The sequence below is a fragment of the Actinoplanes sp. ATCC 53533 genome (genome assembly GCF_003947245.1).
Map to the genome: position 1 here is coordinate 1 of NZ_QHHV01000165.1, position 15,867 is coordinate 15,867.

A 15,867-nucleotide genomic window follows, 5' to 3' on the forward strand; every position below is an offset into this window, starting at 1 on the left:
CGCACCGAGCCGTACACGCCCGACCCGCACGCGCTGTCGATCGGCCTCGGCACCGACTGGAGCGGCCTGGCCGCCGCATGGCTCACCGAATGGGAACGCCGTGGCCCGAAGGCAGACCTCGCGAGGTCGAAGCTGATCGGCACGATGGAGACCATCGCCGCCATGCCGAACGGCTTCGTCACCGGCAGCGGGCTGTACGACCTCGACACCGGCCGGTTCGCGCCGGTCGCCGGCAAGACCGTCAACGTCTCCCACCTCAGCGCGATGTTCGGCCAGGTCGAGGTCTGCGCCGAGGTCATCGATCTGGTCGACCTGCCCGCGTTCGAGGCTGCCTGGCTGCAGTACTGCCGCCTCTTCAACGGAACCAGGGAAGAGCAGACGGCCGAGTGCGGTGCGTACTTCGGCAACCTGATCCTGCGCCAGGGCCACGCGCGCCTCACCGCCTACGCCGCCGCCCGGCTGAACCGCGACGACCTCGCCACCCGGGCGTGGCGTGAGTTCTACACCGGTGACGGCTACGGTCCGGCCCTGCCGTGGCGGAGCGAGAAGGTGACCTCGACGCTCAGCCCGACCGAGGCGGCGAAGTGGGTGTCCACCAACACCACGGCGCTGTACGGCCTGGCCGCTATCCAGAACCTGGCCCTGGTCGGCAACAAGATCACCGCCCCGTAGGTCATCGTCCTGCTGGAGCGGGAATCTGCCACATGGCGCTGACCGGCATGGCGCGGAGTCTGTCGCCGAACGGCAGTGTGGAGCCTCCGGTGTAGAGGACGATGCCGGTGATGAAGTCGTCGCCGAGGCGATCGGCGAGCCGGCGTAGCCCGCGGAAGTCGTCGGGTCCGACGGTTGATGCTGCCTTGACTTCGATGCCGACGACGTGCCCGGATCTGTTCTCGAGGACCGCGTCGACCTCGTATTTGCTCTGGTCGCGGTAGTGGGACAGGTCAGCGGGCTGCTCGGACCAGGTGAGCTGGCGGGCCAGCTCGGACAGGACGAAATTTTCGAGCAGCGGGCCGAACGGTGCGCCGGGCCGGAGTAGTGCTCGGGCGTCGGTCGCGATCTCGTTGGCGGCGATGCCGGAGTCGACAAAGATCAGTTTTGGGGCGGCGGTGGCTCGGGTGCCGAGGTTGCGGGACCAGCCGGGGATCTGCTTGACGAGGAAGATCTCCTCCAGGGCCCGAAGGTAGCGCGCGATCGTCGGCCTGCTCAGTCCGAGCGCGGATTCGAGGGAGTTGGCGGCGATGATGGTCGCGGACCGGGCGGCGAGTAGGCGTATGAGCTTGCGTAGCTCGCCCTTGTGCTGGATGTCGGACAGCTGCCGGACGTCGCGGTCGATGAGCGCTTGGACGTAGGCGTCGTGGAACCGTTCGCGACGCCGTGGGTCGGCGCGGGCCGTCGCCTCGGGAAGGCCGCCTCGCACGATCCTGGTCGCATAGTCGGAGCGTGTCACCTTCGACTCGTGTCGTAGCTCGGGGCCGAGCGCGAAGACGGCATCGACGAATCCGTCCGGCTCGCCATCGAGTTCGCCTTGGGAGAACGGCCAGAGCTCGATCGTTTCCATCCGGCCGGGCAACGCGTCGGGGGCGGCCACCATGCCGAACAGCCGCGATGATCCGGTGAGCAGATACCGGCCAGGACGGGGATCCTCGTCGACGGCGGCCTTGATGGCCAGCAGCAGCTCCGGAGCGCGCTGGATCTCGGCGATGACCAGCAGCTCCGAGGAGTCGACGAAGCCGACCGGATCGGCGATCGCCGCGGCCCGGTCCTGCGCCCGGTCGAGATCGCGGCGCTCGGCGAGACGGTCGCCGGCGACGATGCGAACGAGGGTGCTCTTGCCTGCTTGACGTGCGCCGTTGATCAGCACGACGCGGGTGTCGGCCAGCGCGGCGCTCACCTGCGCTGCGGCGCGGCGTGGGATCAGGTGCGGTGTGGGCACATGTCATGCTAACCGGCATGCTTTCGATTTGCGAGGCACTCCGCTTTCGATATGCGGAAGTTTCATGTTCGATTTGCGGAGCTCCGGCGTTCGATTTGCGGCGGAGCAGCGCGGATCCGGAGCGGAAGTTCGGCCGGAATGCCTAGGCGAGAAGGTCCCAGTTCTGCCGTGCGGCCCACTCGGCCAGGGAGTGCCAGCCGATCTCCGGGTGGTCGCGGCGCAGCCCGGCCACGTCCACCTCGAGGCCCACGGTCGCGAAGTAGCGGAACATCGGGCCGAGCTCCGGCGCCCGGGCCGTGACCTGCTCGAGTGGGACCTCCTCGAAGGCCACCTCGCGGCCGCTCGCGGCGCCGAGGATGCTCGCGATCTCCTTGCCGGTCCGCACGTCGGAGGCGATGTCGATGCGGCGGCCCGCGAACTCGGCCGGGCTGGTCAGGGTGCGGGCCGCGAACGCGCCGATGTCCTCGGCGGCGATCAGGGTGAAGGGCCGGCCGGGCGCCATCGCGCGAGCGAAGACGCCGTCGCGCAGGCCCTGCGGGGTGGGCGGCTTGGTGTATTGCTCCATGAAGACCGCGGGCGCGATCACGGTCCAGCCGATGCCGAGGGTGGCGAGGTGCCGCTCGACGCGGTGCTTGCTGTCGAAGTGCGGGATCCCGGTGTCGCGGTCGGCGTTGGCGGCCGAGGTGAGGGTGACGTGCTCGATGGTGCCGGTGGCCGCGGCGGCCTCCAGCAGCGTGATGCCGTCGGCCACCTCGCGCTCGACGCCGCCGGTGAACGGGGTGGTCACGGCGAACAGCGCCGTGCAGCCGGCCAGGGCCGCGTCGAGGGAGGCGCGGTCGGCGAAGTCGGCGTATGCCACCCGGGCGCCGAGCCGGACCAACTCCCCGGCGGCCGCCGAACCCGGTGACCGGGTCAGCGCGCACACCGGGTGCCCGTCGCGCAGCAGGGCCCGCGCGGTGGCGCCGCCCTGGGTGCCGGTGGCCCCGGCGACGGCGATGGCTCCGGACATGTCAGTTGACCTGCCTTCCGTCGGCCGGCCAGTGCGCCGATCGCAGCTCCCGCTTCAGCGGCTTGCCGGCCGGCGACAGCGGCAACAGCTCGACGAACTCGCAGCTGCGCGGCCACTTGTACGGCGCGATCAGCGTGGCGCAGTGGCTCCGCAGCTCGGCCAGGTCGGTCGTGCAGCCGGGCCGCAGCACCACGACGGCGTGCACCCGTTCGCCGAGATCGTCGTCGGGCACCGCGATGACGGCGCTGGCCGCCACGGCCGGGTGGCCGGCGAGCGCGTTCTCCACCTCGGTCGAGTACACGTTGTCGCCGCCCGTGACGATCATGTCCTTGATCCGGTCGACCAGGAAGAGATAGCCGTTCTCGTCGAGGTAGCCGGCGTCGCCGGTGTGCAGCCACCCGCCGCGCAGCGCGTACGCCGTCTCGTCGGGCTTGTTCCAGTAGCCGAGCATGACCGGACCGCGCGCGATCACCTCGCCGATCTCGCCGGGCGGGAGCGCGGCGCCGTCCGGGCCCTCGACGCGGATCTCCCGGTTGACCACGGCCCGGCCGGCCGAGCGCAGCAGGCTCTTCTCGGCGTGGTCGGCCGAGTTCAGCACGGTGCCGAGCGCCAGCTCGGTCGACGCGTACACCTGCTGGAGCGCGACGTGCGGCAATTGCGCGCGCACCCGGTCCAGTAGCTCCTCGGTGATCGGCGCGGCGCCGTACATGAGGTGGCGGATGCTCGACAGGTCGCGGCCGGCCTCGGCCTGGTGGAGCACCTGGCGCAGCATCGAGGGGACCAGGAACAGGTGACTCACCCGGTGCCGCTCGACGGCGTCCAGGACCGCGCCGGGTGTGAACGCCGGAATGATCACCTGGGTGCCGGCGAACATGGTCTGCAGCAGGCTGGCCAGCATCCCGGAGACGTGCGACATCGGCGAGGCGATCAGCGTACGGCTGCCGGCCCGGCCGGTCGGCTCGGCGACCTCGGTGGCCAGCGCGGCGCCGCTCAGCGTCTCGTGGCTGAGCAGCACGCCCTTCGGCACGCCGGTGGTGCCGCCGGTGTACATGAGCGCCGCCAGGTCGGTGCCGCCGCGCCGGGCGTCCTCGATCGGCTCGGCGCCGCGGAGCAGGTCCTCGAGGGCGATCATGCCGTCCGGCGGTGCGCCGTCGCCGATGTGGACGATGGTCCGCAGCCGCCCGCCGAGCGCCGGCACCAGCGGCGCGAAGGTGTCGTCGACGCACAGGATCGTGGTGGCCGAGTCGTCCAGCGCGTACGCGATCTCGTTGATCCCCCAGCGGACGCTGAACGGGTTGAGCGCGCCGCCCGCCCAGGGGATGGCGAGCAGCAGGTCGGCGAAGCGGTCCGAGTTGAGCGCGAGGACGCCGACCAGCGTGCCGTCCCGAACGCCGAGGCCGCGCAGCCCCGAGGCCAGGCGGGCGACGCGGTCCGCCTGCTCGCGGAAGGTGCGCCGCCGCTCGCCGAAGACCGTCGCGACGCCGTCGGGATGTTGCTGCGCCGCGCGGTGAAGACCCTGTGTCCACATCAGTCGGTGCCCAGGCCGGTGCGCCAGCTCGGCCGCGCCGGCTTCCAGCCGAGCTCGGCGCGGGCCCGGTCGTTGGCGGCCCCGCGCATCTCGGTGAGCTGAAAGGCGGGAAACCAGCCGATCAGCCGGGCCGCCAGCGGAGCCGGCACCGCGCGCGGTGGTGGGCCGCCGAGCCGTTCGGCCAGGGCGGGCAGCCACACCGCGGCCGGCGCCGGGTCGTCGTCCGTGATGTGGAAGACGCCGGTCGCGGCCGATTCGACGGCCGCGACCGTGGCGGCCGCGGCGTCCTCGACGTGCACGAACGAGGTGATCCCGGTGCCGTCGCCGGCGAGGGGCAGCCGGCCCCGGAACACGGCCTGGCCGGTAGGCCCGTCCGGGGCATAGGCGGTGCCGGGACCGTAGAGAATCCCGTGCCGCACCACCGTGCCGGCGGGGAGGCCCAGGACGAGGCGTTCCAGCTCGGCGACCGCGTGCACGGTCTGGGCCCAGGCCGGGTCCGGGGCCTCCCGGTAGAGCGGGGCGTCCTCGTCGACCACCGGGCCGCCGGACGGTGCCGCGGCGAACGCGATGCTCTGCGCGACAAGGCGTTTCACCCCGGCCGCGATCAGGTTGGCGGTGCCCTCGGCGCGCAGCCGGGCGGTCGCTGACATGGCGTCGGCGCTCAGGCCGCGCAGCGCGGTCATCTGGTGCACCACGACGTCGGGCCGGGCGGCCCGCACGGCCGCTGACACGGCGGCCGGGTCGAGCCCGTCGGCGACGACGGTGTCCCCGGCAGGCGCCCGGGACGCCGTGCGGACCATGGCGGTGACCTGGTGGCCCCGGGCCCGCAGTCGTTGCAGCAGCGGGCGGCCGAGCACGCCGGTGGCGCCGGCCACGAGGACGCGCACCTCAGCAGCCCATCTCTTTGACCCGCATCACGAGCCGGCATGCCGGGTCGCCGGAGCGCAGGCAGGCGGTGGCCCGGTTCTCGGAGAGCACGACGCCGAGCCCTTCGGACCAGCCGGCGTGGATGTCCGGGCACGGGCACTCGTAGCCGTCCAGCGAGCCGGCCATCCGCAGCATGGTGATGGCGAAGTTGCGCCGGATCGTCAGCTCGACGGTGTCGTCGCCGACCACCTCGGTGCCGGCGCTGCGCAGCTCGCGGGGGAACATGCGCTCGCCGCACTCGTCGTACCGGCGGCGCAGTTCGGCCATGCCGTCCTCATCCGGGAGCTTGCCGTGCCGGCGGGCGACACCGCGGCCGACCTGCAGGGCGACCTGTCGCAGCGCCTCCGCGTTGATCTCGTTGGCCACCTCCTGGCCGAAACGCTTCGCCACGCCCTGATACCAATGCCCGTCGTGAGCCCACCACTGCCGGTAGACCTCCATGAGCTCGGCCCGGTCGGTCACGATGTCCTCCTCTGGTCAGCGATCAGGCGGGCGAACCGGTCTCGCATCACCCGCTTGAGCACCTTGCCGGTGGCCCCCTTGGCGACGTCGTCGGCGTCCATCCGCAGCGCCCGCCGCACCGGCGGTTGCCCGGCCGCGTCGAGCGTCGCGTTCACCAGGGCGGTAAGCGCGTCGTCGTCCATCGCGGCGGCCGCGCCGCCGTCGGCGACCTGGACCAGGGCGTACGCGTCGGCCACGCCGTCGCCGTCCCAGTCGGCCCGGACCCCCTCCGGTGCGACGCCGACCACCGTGCAGTCGTCGACGCCTGGCAGTTCCCGCAGGAGCAACTCCTCGGTGCGGGTGCTGAAGACGATTCCGCCGGCCGTCCGGATCGCGTCCGGGGCCCGGTCGAGGTGGTAGAAGTTGCCCTGCTCGTCGCGGTAGGCCAGGTCCCCGGTCAGCCAGAACCCGCCGAGCCGCAGCCGGTGGAAGGTGAGCGAGTCGTTCCAGTAGCCGGGGGTGAGGGTGGGCGAGCGCAGACCGAGCCGGCCGATCTGCCCCGCCGCCAGCGGGGTGCCGTCCTCGGCGAGCACGGCCGCCTCGGCGAAGCTGATCGGCTTGCCGACGCAGCGGGAGAAGGCTGCCGTGTCTCTGGTGTGCCGGTTGTGGAAGACCGAATAGCCGGCCTCGGAGGAGCCGAGGCCGTCGACGAAAACCGACCCGGCGACGCGGCGGTGGTGCAGGTCGCGGCCGATCTCCTGGTGGCTGCCGTACGCCACCAGGGCCCGGATGTGCGCCTCGTGCGCGGCGTCGCCGGTGTTGAACCACGCCTCGACGCTCGACAGGTCCCGGCTCGCCAGGTCCTGCGCGGCCATCTCGCCGAACGTGCCGGCGAAGCCCAGCACGGTGGTCGGCGCGAAGTCCTCGATGGCGTCCAGCACGTCCGCGCCGCGCTGGCTGGACAGCAGCTTCATCGTGGTGCGCAGCAGTAGGCAGTAGAGCAGGGTGGCCACGGCGGCGTTGTGCGCACCGGGCATCGCCACCAGCACGCGGCGCATGTCGGTCCCCGAGGAGAGCCGCAGCCGGTGCACCTGGGCGTAGATCAGGGTCTGGTGGGTGTGCGGCACCCCCTTCGGCATCCCGGTGGTGCCCGAGGAGTGCGAGATGATGACCGGATCGGTGGCGTGGTGCCGGTACGGATATCCCCTGGGCAGCGACTCGCGGTGTTCCGGGCGCACCTGGGCGGCCGTGCCGTGAAAGCCGAGGCCCGCGAAGACGTCCCGGTGCTCCTCGTCGGTCACGGCGCCGACCACGCCCTGCCGCAGCACGTACTCGCGGGCGATCTCCGGCGGCAGGTTGCCGTTGACGAACGACGGGATCGCGCCGATCGCGGTGAGCGCCAGGAAGTTCACGGCGTACTCGGTGCTGGAGGAGCTGTGGATCGCCACCGGGTCGCGCGGCCGGACGCCGTGAGCCGCGTACCAGCCGGCGTAGGTCTCCACGACCTCGTGCAGCCGGCCGAGGGTGAGCGTCGTGGGCCGGCTGCCATCCGGCGCCTGCCAGGTGCCGTCGGTCTCCAGCACCGGCTCGTCGAGCGGCCGGCCGTAGGCCTTCAGCCGGTGGATGACGTTGCCGGCGCCGAGTTCCGGGTCGGCGCAGATGAGCGCTCGCTCGGCCTTGTCGATCATCGGTCCCCTCCAACGGTGGTTCGGGCCAGGTCGAGCAGGCTGCGAAGGCTGCCCGGCGGTCCGGTCCGGGCCGCCGCGGCCGGTACGGCCGGGCCACCGTCGCGGCCGAGCAGCACGGCCACGGCGACGTCACCCTGGGCCGGCGGCGGGCCGCCGGCCAGCTCACTGCGCACCGCTCCGACCCGGGCGCCACCGATCAGCTCCACGCCGATCACCAGCACCCACTCCAGGTCGGGCTCGTCGAGCAGCACCTCCGCCATGGCCAGCGACTCGGCCAGCGGATCGTCCAGGGTGGAGAGGCTGAGCTGCTGCCCGGTGATCCCGAACTCGCGGCTCAGGTAGCCCAGCACCGAGTTCGCGGTGGCCTGCATGAACAGCAGCGGGTTGTGCACCCGGCCGGCGACCAGCCGCCGGCTGGCCAGGTCGGCCGTGGTGGTGTCGCCCATCAGGCTGGCGAGCACGACGGCCGTGCATGCGCCGTCCACCGGGTGGGCGTCGAGGCAGCGCCGGCTCGCCTCGAACACCAGCGGGCTGAACACCGACTCCACAAAGCCGGGCAGCGGCGGGAGCTCCGGCGAGGGTTCCGCGACCGCCGCCGCGAGTAGGTGCATCATGGCCGCTCCAGGACGAGTGCCGTGTTGGCGCCGCCGAAGGCGGCATTGATCGTGAGCGCGCGGCGCGCGTCGGCGGGGCGCGCCACGTGGGGCACGCAGTCCAGGTCGCACTCCGGGTCGGGCCGGGTGTAGCCGGCCGTCGGCGGCAGTACGCCGTCGGCGAGCGCGAGCATCGTGATAACGAACTCCACCACGCCGGCCGCCTCCAGCAGGTGCCCGGTGGTGCTCTTCGTGGAGCTCACCGGCACCGACCCGGCGCGCTCGCCGAAGACGGACCGCAGCCCGCGCGTCTCCGCCACGTCGTTGTGCCGCGTGCCGGTGCCGTGGGCGTTGACGTAGTCGATGGTGGCGCCGGCCGGATCCCCGGCCCGGCGCAGCGCCTGCCGGGCCGCCGCGGCCAGTCCGGCGCCGTCCGGGTGCGGCTGGGCGATGTGGTACGCGTCGGATGCCGCGCCCCAGCCGGCCACTGTGGACAGCGGGCGCGCGCCACGGGAACGGGCGTGACCGGCCGATTCCAGCACGATCGCGGCCACGCCGTCGCCCAGCAGCAGCCCGCTGCGGTCGGCCGAGAACGGTCGCACGGCGCCGTCGCGGGCCAGCGCCCGGCCGGAGTCGAACTTGGCGAAGACCTCCTCCTCCACCAGGTATCCGCCCGCACAGACGGCGACCTCGCTCCGGCCGGAGGCGATCAGCCGGCAGGCGTGGACGATGGCCGCGGAGGAGGCCACGCAGGCGTTGGTGAAGGCGAACCTCGGGCCGCGCAGGCCCAGGTCGCCGGCGACCGCCTCGGCCAGCACGGCCGGGACAGCGTCCGCATAGGACACCCCGTCGCCGCCGGACCGCCAGAAGTGAGTGACCGTCGTGTAGTCGCCGGCCGCGCCGACCAGCACCGCCGCCTCGATGCCGGCGCGCAAGCCGGCCATGTCGAGTGCCTCGGCGCCGCAGTTCTTCAGCGCCTGCCGCAGGGAAAGCCGGTCGGCACCGTCCGGTGCGGCGGCCGCCATCGGCGTACGGTATGGGCCGGTGTCGAACCGGCTGGTCGGAGCGAACGCCGGCCGGCCGCCGAAGACGCCGTGCCGCAGGGCCGGCGCGCCCGCGCCGAAGACCGTGCGCACGCCGAATCCGGTGACCACTACCTCAGCGCCCATTCCCGCCCCCGGCCGTGCGCAGGAAGTCGGCGATGCGCCGCACCGAGCTGAGGCCCGCGACCTCCTCGTCGGTCGGCTCCACCGCCAGGCCGAATCGCTGCTCCACCTCGTGCAGCAGCCAGAGCAGGCCGAGCGAGTCCAGCACCAGTTCGGCGTCGTCGGCCAGGTCGGCGGGCAGGCCCGGGAAGATCCGGGAGTCGGCGAGCAGTTCGCGGACGGTGTCCGGGCTGATCGACGACACCGCTTCCGTCGTCATCCCCGGGCACCCCGGCGGACCAGCTCGGCGACCAGCCCGCCGAGGGTCATGGCGCCCAGCGACTCGATGTCGGTGTCGGGGATCGGCACCTTGAACCGCTCCTCGAGCCGCAGGGTGAGCTCGATGAGGCTGAGCGAGTCGAGGTCGAGCCCGCCGGCGCCGACGGCGCTCTCGTCGGTGATGTGGTCGGTGCTGGACAGCAGGTTCATGTCCTGGCTGACCGTGGTCAGCACGAACTCGCGGATATCCCGCTCCAGCGTGGTCGGCATGGTCATGGTGGTTCTCCCTCTGACGGACGAGTGGTGGTCAGCCGGCCGCCGCCGCCTGCAGCAGCGCCGGCTGGCGGACGAGCTTTCCGTTGGCGGTACGGGGCAACGACTCCAGCACGCGGATCACCCGCGGCAGCTTGTAGTCGGCCAGCCGTTCCCGGCACCAGCGCAGCAGGTCGTCCTGGTTCGCGCCGCCGGGTCCGGCGACGTACGCCTCGATCACTCCGGTGTGGACCAGGACGACCTGGTCGACCCCGGGGTGGGCGCGCAACACGTGCTCGACCTCGGCCAGGTCCACCTTGAGGCCGCCGACGACGACCAGCGAGTCGCTGCGGCCGTACAGGTGGACGGCGCCGGTGCCGTCGATCGCGGCGCGGTCGTGGGTGTGCAGCCAGCCGTCGCGGTATCGGTCGCCGCCGGAGTCGAAGAGGTACGGCGAGGCGTCCATGGCCACGTCGAGCGCGTTGTCGCGGACCCGCAGGAGCATGCCGGGCGCGGCTCGGCCGACGGACGGGCGCAGGTCCCCGGCGACGTCCATGGCGATGATGCCGGTCTCGGTCGTGCCGTACGCCTCACCGACCGGGGTGCCGAACCGCTCGCCGAACCGGCGCGCCACCTCGGCGGGCATCAGCTCGCCGCCGGAGACCGCCGCCCGCAGGCCGGGCAGTTCCGGGACGGGGGTCACCGAGCTGAGCAGGTCGAAGTGGGTGGGAACGCCGAAGATCGCGGTGACCTGGTGTTCCTGCGCCGTGGACAGGATGCCGCGGGCCGACATCCGCGGCGTGAACACCACGGTCACGCCGGTGGCCAGGGCGTGCAGCAGGCCGCCGATCAGGCCGAAGCTGTGCGCCGTCGAGCTGAGCAACAGCACCCGGTCGCCCTTGCCGGGCATGCCGGCCACCCCGCGGAAGCGTTCGATCTCGTCCGCCAGGGACCGCGCGGTCCGGCCGATCACCTTCGGTACGCCGGTGGAGCCGGAGCTGAACTGCACCAGCCGATGGTCGGTCCGCGCCGGTGCGCCGTCCCGCCGCGGCTCGGTGACCAAGCCGTAGCGGGCCTGGAAACCGAGCGCGGTCTGGCGCGGCGCGCCGGCCCGCACCATGAACTGCGGGTGGCAGGTCGCCGAAAGCCGGTCCACCTCGGCCGGCTTGAGCCGGTGGTCGAAGAGCATCACCTGAGCGCCCGCGCGCCACAGGCCGAGCAGCACCTCGATCTGGGTGAAGCTCGGCGGGATCTGCAGGCCCACCGTGCTGCCCGGCCCGATGCCCTGGCCGGCGAAGAGGCGGGCCTCGCGCGCGGCGGCGCCGCGCACCTCGGCCCGGGACACCGAGGAGTCCCGGTGGACCAGGTACGGCGGGTCGTCGTGCCGGCCGTCGAAGAGCCCCTCGACGAACTCCAGATCGCTGTCCATCAGGTCTCCTTGCAGAACTCACCGATCGGCAGGCCGACGTGCCGCTGGTCGGTGGCCAGATAGCCGAGAAGCTCGTCGCCCACCTGAAGTTCGGTGACGTTGAGGACCTTCCCGCCCGGACCGAGGACCCGCACGTGCCAGTCGTCCTGCACGGTGAGGCTCACCGGCTGGCCGTCCTCGGCGTGCGCCGTGATGGTCAGCAGCGGCCGCGACTCGAGCTTGGCCCGGCCGACCACGACCCGCCGGGTGCGGCCGTCGGCGCCGACCGCGAGGATCGCGCTGCCGGACCGCAGCTCACTGAGGTAGTTGGTGCGGTTGTCCAGCCCCAGCACGTACGAGTGCAGCGCCCCGGCGTTGACCCGGAACGGCCGGGTCGGCATGTACGGCAGCGGGTGCGTCTCACTGCAGCACAGCACGAAGCCCGACGAGTACGAGCCGACCAGGATGCCCTCGTCCTCGGCGAAGTGCGAGCAGGTGTCGACGCAGACCCGGTCGCCGAGGCCGACGTGCTCGACCGAATCCACGATCAGGGTGGACAGCCGCAGCTCGGCCGTGGTGGCAGTCAGCAACCGGGCGAGCGCGAACACCTCGCCGGCGTCGGCCGGGGCGAGCAGGACGCCGTCCGAGCCGCGCTCCAGCACGTCGAAGACGATGGCGGCCTCCTCCAGGCTGGACACCACGGTGACCAGCCGGCCGGCGGCGCGCTCGGCGGCCGCCAGCACGATCTCCAGCGGGATCTTCGTGGGATCGGCGAAGTGGATGACGGTGTACGGCAACACGTCCGCGGCCGCGCAGGCGAGCCGAAGCGTCAGGTCGTCGCGGACGTCGACGAAACCGGCACCGGTGTTGTCGCTGACCAGACGCGCGAGATCGTCGGTGGTCGCGACGGGACCCAGCAGGACGTCCGGCTGCTGCCCGTCCGCATGGTCGGCCGGCTTGCCTTCGCCGTCGGCCGATTTGCCCTTGCTGTCGGCCGACTTGCCCTTGTGATCGACCGGCTTGCCTCTGCTGTCGGCCGGGTTGGCTCTGTGATCGGCCGGCTTGTCGGTCATCAGCACCCGGGTGATGGTGGGCGGCAGCGTGGCCAGCAGCTCCGGGTCGGCGGCGACCACGCCGGCGATCCGGCTGTGGATCGCGGCGTCGAGGACCGCCTGCATCTGGGAACGGGGAACGGACCGTACGTCGAGCCACGCGAATCTCATGCGGCACCTGCCATGATCGTCGGGAACGGGGAACGCGTGCCGGCGTCCGGGCCGCCGGCGTGCACGACGGCGGCGAGCCGGGCCACGAGCGAGGCCGGCGCCGGCGAGGAGAAGATCCGGCGGCCGACGGCGAGGCCGTGACACCCGGTGGCCATCACCGCCGTGCCGTAGTCGATGAGGTCCGAGCCGTCCGGCGGGCCGCCTGCGGCGAGGACCGGGATGGGGCTGCTCGCCACGACCTCGGCCATCCGGTCGATCGGCCAGGCCACCGACGTCTTCACGATGTCGGCGCCGAGATCGGCGGCCACGTTGACCACGTGCGCGAGCAGGACCGGGTCGCGCGGGTCGGCGATCCGTGGCCCGCGCGGATAGACCATGGCGATGAGCGGCATCCGCCATTCGTCGCACGAGCGTGCCACCGCACCGAGATCGGCGAGCTGCTCGGCCTCGGTGTCCGAGCCGATGTTCACATGCACGCTGACCGCGTCGGCACCCAGGCGCAGTGCCTCCTCCACCTCGGCGACCAGCACCTTGGCGTCCGCGTCCGTGGAACGCGCGGTGCTGGCGCTCAGGTGCACGACCAGGGCGCAGCCGCCCAGCGTCTCCGGCGCCACTGTCCGCGCGCGGCCCTTGTGGACGATGATGGCGTCGGCCCCGCCGGCCACGAGCGCACCGACGAGGTTGTCCCACTGCGCCGCCGGCACGATCGGGCCGTCGGACACGCTGTGGTCGAGCGGAACGAACAGATACCTGCCGTCGCCGGTCGAGGACAACCGCCGCAGCCTGAAGGCCTTACCACTGGCGAGCATGATGGTGTACGCCTTTCCCTGGCCGTTCTCAGGAAATTCCCAGATATCGATTTCCGTCAATGACGGTAGCGGGAATAAAGCCACGCTTGAAGTCTCAACCATGCCCAATATTCCATCGATTGCCGCGCAAGACAAGTGACGACTTCTCCGGTAATAATATTCATCCTGCCGCATAAGTCCGCCATTGAATCATAATCAATCCCCCCAATCGGGCGTATTGCGCAAGGATTATGCGATCCTGGATTCCGCACCCGTTCCCCGGGCATCGATCGATGTTTTTGCGAGAAGTGTGTAGGCTGGGCGCGATTCCACAGACCATCGCGTCTCGCAGCACCGGGAGTAGCGGTGACCCATTCCCCGGGTTTGGCGGTTCCCGCACGCGGTAAATCGCCCGGTGCACACCGCCTGGCACGGACCTGGGCGGTCGTGGCCGTCATGGTGTCCGCGCAGATGCTGATCTGGCTCGACAACTCGATCCTCAACGTGGCGTTGGCCACGATGGCCGACCCGGTCGCGGGACTCGGCGCCGGCTCCGGCGACCTCGAATGGATCGCCGGCTCCTACAGCCTCGTCTTCGCCAGCACCCTGTTCGCCGGCGGCGCGCTCGCGGACCGATTCGGTCCACGAAGGACTCTGGTGGCCGGGCTCGCCGTCTTCGCGGTGGCGTCCGCCGCCGGGGCGTACGCGGCGACACCCGCCCACCTCATCGTGGCCCGCGGGCTCATGGGTGTCGGCAGCGGCCTGCTGATGCCCGCGACCCTGTCGATCATCCTGCAGTGCACGGCGCCGGCGCAGCGCACCCGGGCCATCGCGATCTGGGGGTCGTCCAGCGGCTTCGGCGTGGCGATCGGCCCGGTCGCCGGCGGCGCGCTGCTGAGCCACTTCTGGTGGGGATCGGTCTTCCTGGTCAACGTGCCGATCGTGGCCGGCTGCCTGGCCGGCATCGCGGCTGTCGTGCCGGCCGTGCCCGCCGGCGGGCGCCGGCGGCTCGACCTGCCCGGCCTGTTCATGTCCGTCCTCGGTTTCGGCGGCGTGGTCTTCGGCGTCGTCGAGCTTGGCCGGCAGGTGCCGTGGACCAGCCCCCGGGTGTATGTCCCGGTCCTGGCCGGGCTCGGGCTCATCGCGGCGTTCGTGGTCGGCCAGCTCCGGTCCGCCGCCCCGAGCTTCGATCCGCGGCTGTTCACCAAGCGGCGGTTCGCGGCCGGCAACGTCGTGCTGCTGCTGGCCTTCATGGCCCTGTCCGGGCAGCTGTTCTTCGCGGCCTTCTATCTGCAGGGGCCACGCGGGCTCACGCCGCAGGCCGCCGGCGGCATCATGGTGGCCGCCGCCGTAGGGATCGTCCTCGGCAGCCTGTCGGCTCCCACCGCGATCCGGCTCGGGTCCGCCCGGTGGACGACTGCCGGCGGCGTGCTGGCGAGCGGTGTCACCTACGCGAGCTATCTGTGGTTCGACGAGCGGACGTCCCTCGCGGTGCTCGTGGTGATGCTCTTCGTCCAGGGCTTCGGCATGGGGATCCTCGGCACGCCGGTGACCATCGCCATGATGGCCGACGTGCCCGCGCACCTCACCGGGGCCGGCTCGGCGGTCGGCAGCGCCACCCGCCAGCTGGGCAGCGCGCTCGGGGTGGCCATCGCCGGCTCGGTGCTCGCGGCCGTCTATCGCCAGCAGCTGGCCCCGGCGCTGCCGGCTATCCCCGAGGAACTGCGGGAGCGGGCCCTCACGTCGGTCGAGAGCGCCCGGTCGGTGGGCTCACCGGCGCTGTCGGCGGCGGCCGACGGCGCCTTCCTCACGGCGATGTCGGCGGCGGCGGTGGTCACGGCACTGCTGGCCGCGGCCGGCTTCGTGGCGGCCGTCGTCGGCTTGCACGTGCGAGCTGCGCAGCCTTCCCCGCAGCGGCGAGCCGAGACTCCGGTGGCTGAATCACGACCCCGGAGATCCGCGGGATGACGCACCCAGCAGATCGGACCGTGAGCAGCCCTGACGGTAGTTGATCAGCCCGGGTGCTGGTCTCGAACAAGCTCGTCCTCGATTGGCCGGTTGGTCATGTGGGCGGGCTGGGCCGGCTCGCTCACGGCGTCCACGAATCGCTGTGGTGGACCCCGTCGACCGCGAGGAGGACCAGGTGAATATTCGCGGCTCGTCGCCCTGTTCTGGTCCGCTTGGCGAGGTCGCGATAGCGCGGGAAGTCGGGTAGCACCATCAGCGATTCGTAACCCGGATGGCTGTCCAAAAGCATCACGGCCTTGCACAGGGCCTGGCTGAACCAGTGTCCGGCCTGCGTGCTCGGCTGAGTGCGTTTCACCTCGGCGGCCCGGCGCGGGTCGGCGTAGCCGGTCGATGGCCAGCCCTTGACCTCGGCGCCGAGCTGCCGATTGCCCTTGATGGCCAGAACGTCCACGCCCGGCGCCTTCGTGGCCGTGTCCGCCGTGGCGGTGATCAACCACTCATGGTGCTGCAACGCGTCCACAAAGACCGCTTGGACGGCGCCTTCCCATGGCCACTGATGTGCGGTGTCCGCTGCTGCCGCTGATCCCGCGGCGGCGATGGCGCCTATCGCGCCCGACCTCGCTACCGGGCTGATGATCTCGAAGCCGAGTGCGGTCAGGTGACGCACTGCTGTTTGGCTGGT

Annotated in this window: 16 protein-coding genes; 2 read left to right on the plus strand and 14 right to left on the minus strand. The window is 72.0% G+C overall.

Going from position 1 to position 15,867, the window contains the following annotated elements:
• On the plus strand, window positions 1-672 hold a 672-nt coding region (locus DMB66_RS42450; protein ID WP_199752942.1), incomplete at its 5' end, for a hypothetical protein.
• 1 nt (window position 673) lies between these two features.
• On the opposite strand, the gene DMB66_RS42455 is transcribed toward DMB66_RS42450, so the two are convergent.
• From DMB66_RS42455 to DMB66_RS42515, 13 genes are all read right to left on the minus strand, one after another.
• Window positions 674-1,936 (minus strand): ATP-binding protein, encoded by a 1,263-nt coding sequence (locus tag DMB66_RS42455; protein ID WP_125809783.1) that lies wholly within the window; start codon window positions 1,934-1,936, stop codon window positions 674-676.
• Window positions 1,937-2,078: 142 nt separating this feature from the next.
• Window positions 2,079-2,945, minus strand: a complete 867-nt coding sequence (locus DMB66_RS42460) for an NmrA/HSCARG family protein (protein ID WP_125809784.1) — start codon at window positions 2,943-2,945, stop codon at window positions 2,079-2,081.
• 1 nt (window position 2,946) lies between these two features.
• Entirely contained in the window at window positions 2,947-4,473 is a 1,527-nt protein-coding gene (locus tag DMB66_RS42465) for an AMP-binding protein (protein WP_199752943.1), read from the minus strand.
• Window positions 4,473-5,360: an NAD(P)-dependent oxidoreductase gene (locus tag DMB66_RS42470; protein ID WP_125809785.1), complete on the minus strand. Its 888-nt coding sequence runs from the start codon at window positions 5,358-5,360 to the stop codon at window positions 4,473-4,475. Before DMB66_RS42470 ends, DMB66_RS42465 begins: the two co-directional genes overlap by 1 nt.
• A 1-nt stretch (window position 5,361) precedes the next feature.
• Window positions 5,362-5,862: a DUF6125 family protein gene (locus tag DMB66_RS42475; RefSeq protein ID WP_199752944.1), complete on the minus strand. Its 501-nt coding sequence runs from the start codon at window positions 5,860-5,862 to the stop codon at window positions 5,362-5,364.
• The gene (locus tag DMB66_RS42480; RefSeq protein WP_125809786.1) at window positions 5,859-7,529 is read right to left on the minus strand and encodes a class I adenylate-forming enzyme family protein; all 1,671 of its coding nucleotides are present in this window, start codon (window positions 7,527-7,529) and stop codon (window positions 5,859-5,861) included. The genes DMB66_RS42475 and DMB66_RS42480 overlap by 4 nt, the downstream gene beginning before the upstream one ends.
• A complete protein-coding gene (locus tag DMB66_RS42485) occupies window positions 7,526-8,143 on the minus strand; it encodes a hypothetical protein (RefSeq protein WP_199752945.1) in 618 nt (205 codons plus the stop codon). The genes DMB66_RS42480 and DMB66_RS42485 overlap by 4 nt, the downstream gene beginning before the upstream one ends.
• Entirely contained in the window at window positions 8,140-9,291 is a 1,152-nt protein-coding gene (locus tag DMB66_RS42490; protein ID WP_125809787.1) for a beta-ketoacyl synthase, read from the minus strand. The genes DMB66_RS42485 and DMB66_RS42490 overlap by 4 nt, the downstream gene beginning before the upstream one ends.
• Window positions 9,281-9,547, minus strand: a complete 267-nt coding sequence (locus DMB66_RS42495) for a phosphopantetheine-binding protein (RefSeq protein ID WP_125809788.1) — start codon at window positions 9,545-9,547, stop codon at window positions 9,281-9,283. The genes DMB66_RS42490 and DMB66_RS42495 overlap by 11 nt, the downstream gene beginning before the upstream one ends.
• Window positions 9,544-9,822 carry an acyl carrier protein gene (locus DMB66_RS42500; RefSeq protein WP_125809789.1) on the minus strand — a complete coding sequence of 93 codons (279 nt, stop codon included), beginning with the start codon at window positions 9,820-9,822 and terminating at the stop codon, window positions 9,544-9,546. Before DMB66_RS42500 ends, DMB66_RS42495 begins: the two co-directional genes overlap by 4 nt.
• Before the next feature lie 31 nt (window positions 9,823-9,853).
• Window positions 9,854-11,227 (minus strand): class I adenylate-forming enzyme family protein, encoded by a 1,374-nt coding sequence (locus tag DMB66_RS42505; RefSeq protein WP_125809790.1) that lies wholly within the window; start codon window positions 11,225-11,227, stop codon window positions 9,854-9,856.
• The gene (locus DMB66_RS42510) at window positions 11,227-12,429 is read right to left on the minus strand and encodes a 3-dehydroquinate synthase II (RefSeq protein ID WP_125809791.1); all 1,203 of its coding nucleotides are present in this window, start codon (window positions 12,427-12,429) and stop codon (window positions 11,227-11,229) included. The genes DMB66_RS42505 and DMB66_RS42510 overlap by 1 nt, the downstream gene beginning before the upstream one ends.
• The gene (locus DMB66_RS42515; RefSeq protein ID WP_233625236.1) at window positions 12,426-13,340 is read right to left on the minus strand and encodes a 2-amino-3,7-dideoxy-D-threo-hept-6-ulosonate synthase; all 915 of its coding nucleotides are present in this window, start codon (window positions 13,338-13,340) and stop codon (window positions 12,426-12,428) included. Before DMB66_RS42515 ends, DMB66_RS42510 begins: the two co-directional genes overlap by 4 nt.
• A 333-nt stretch (window positions 13,341-13,673) precedes the next feature.
• Between DMB66_RS42515 and DMB66_RS42520 the strand changes: the two genes are divergently transcribed.
• A complete protein-coding gene (locus DMB66_RS42520; protein WP_125809796.1) occupies window positions 13,674-15,185 on the plus strand; it encodes an MFS transporter in 1,512 nt (503 codons plus the stop codon).
• A 121-nt stretch (window positions 15,186-15,306) separates the two neighbouring features.
• Here the strand turns inward: DMB66_RS42520 and DMB66_RS42525 are convergent, their stop codons facing one another.
• Window positions 15,307-15,852: a hypothetical protein gene (locus DMB66_RS42525; protein ID WP_125809792.1), complete on the minus strand. Its 546-nt coding sequence runs from the start codon at window positions 15,850-15,852 to the stop codon at window positions 15,307-15,309.
• Window positions 15,853-15,867: the final 15 nt, after the last annotated feature.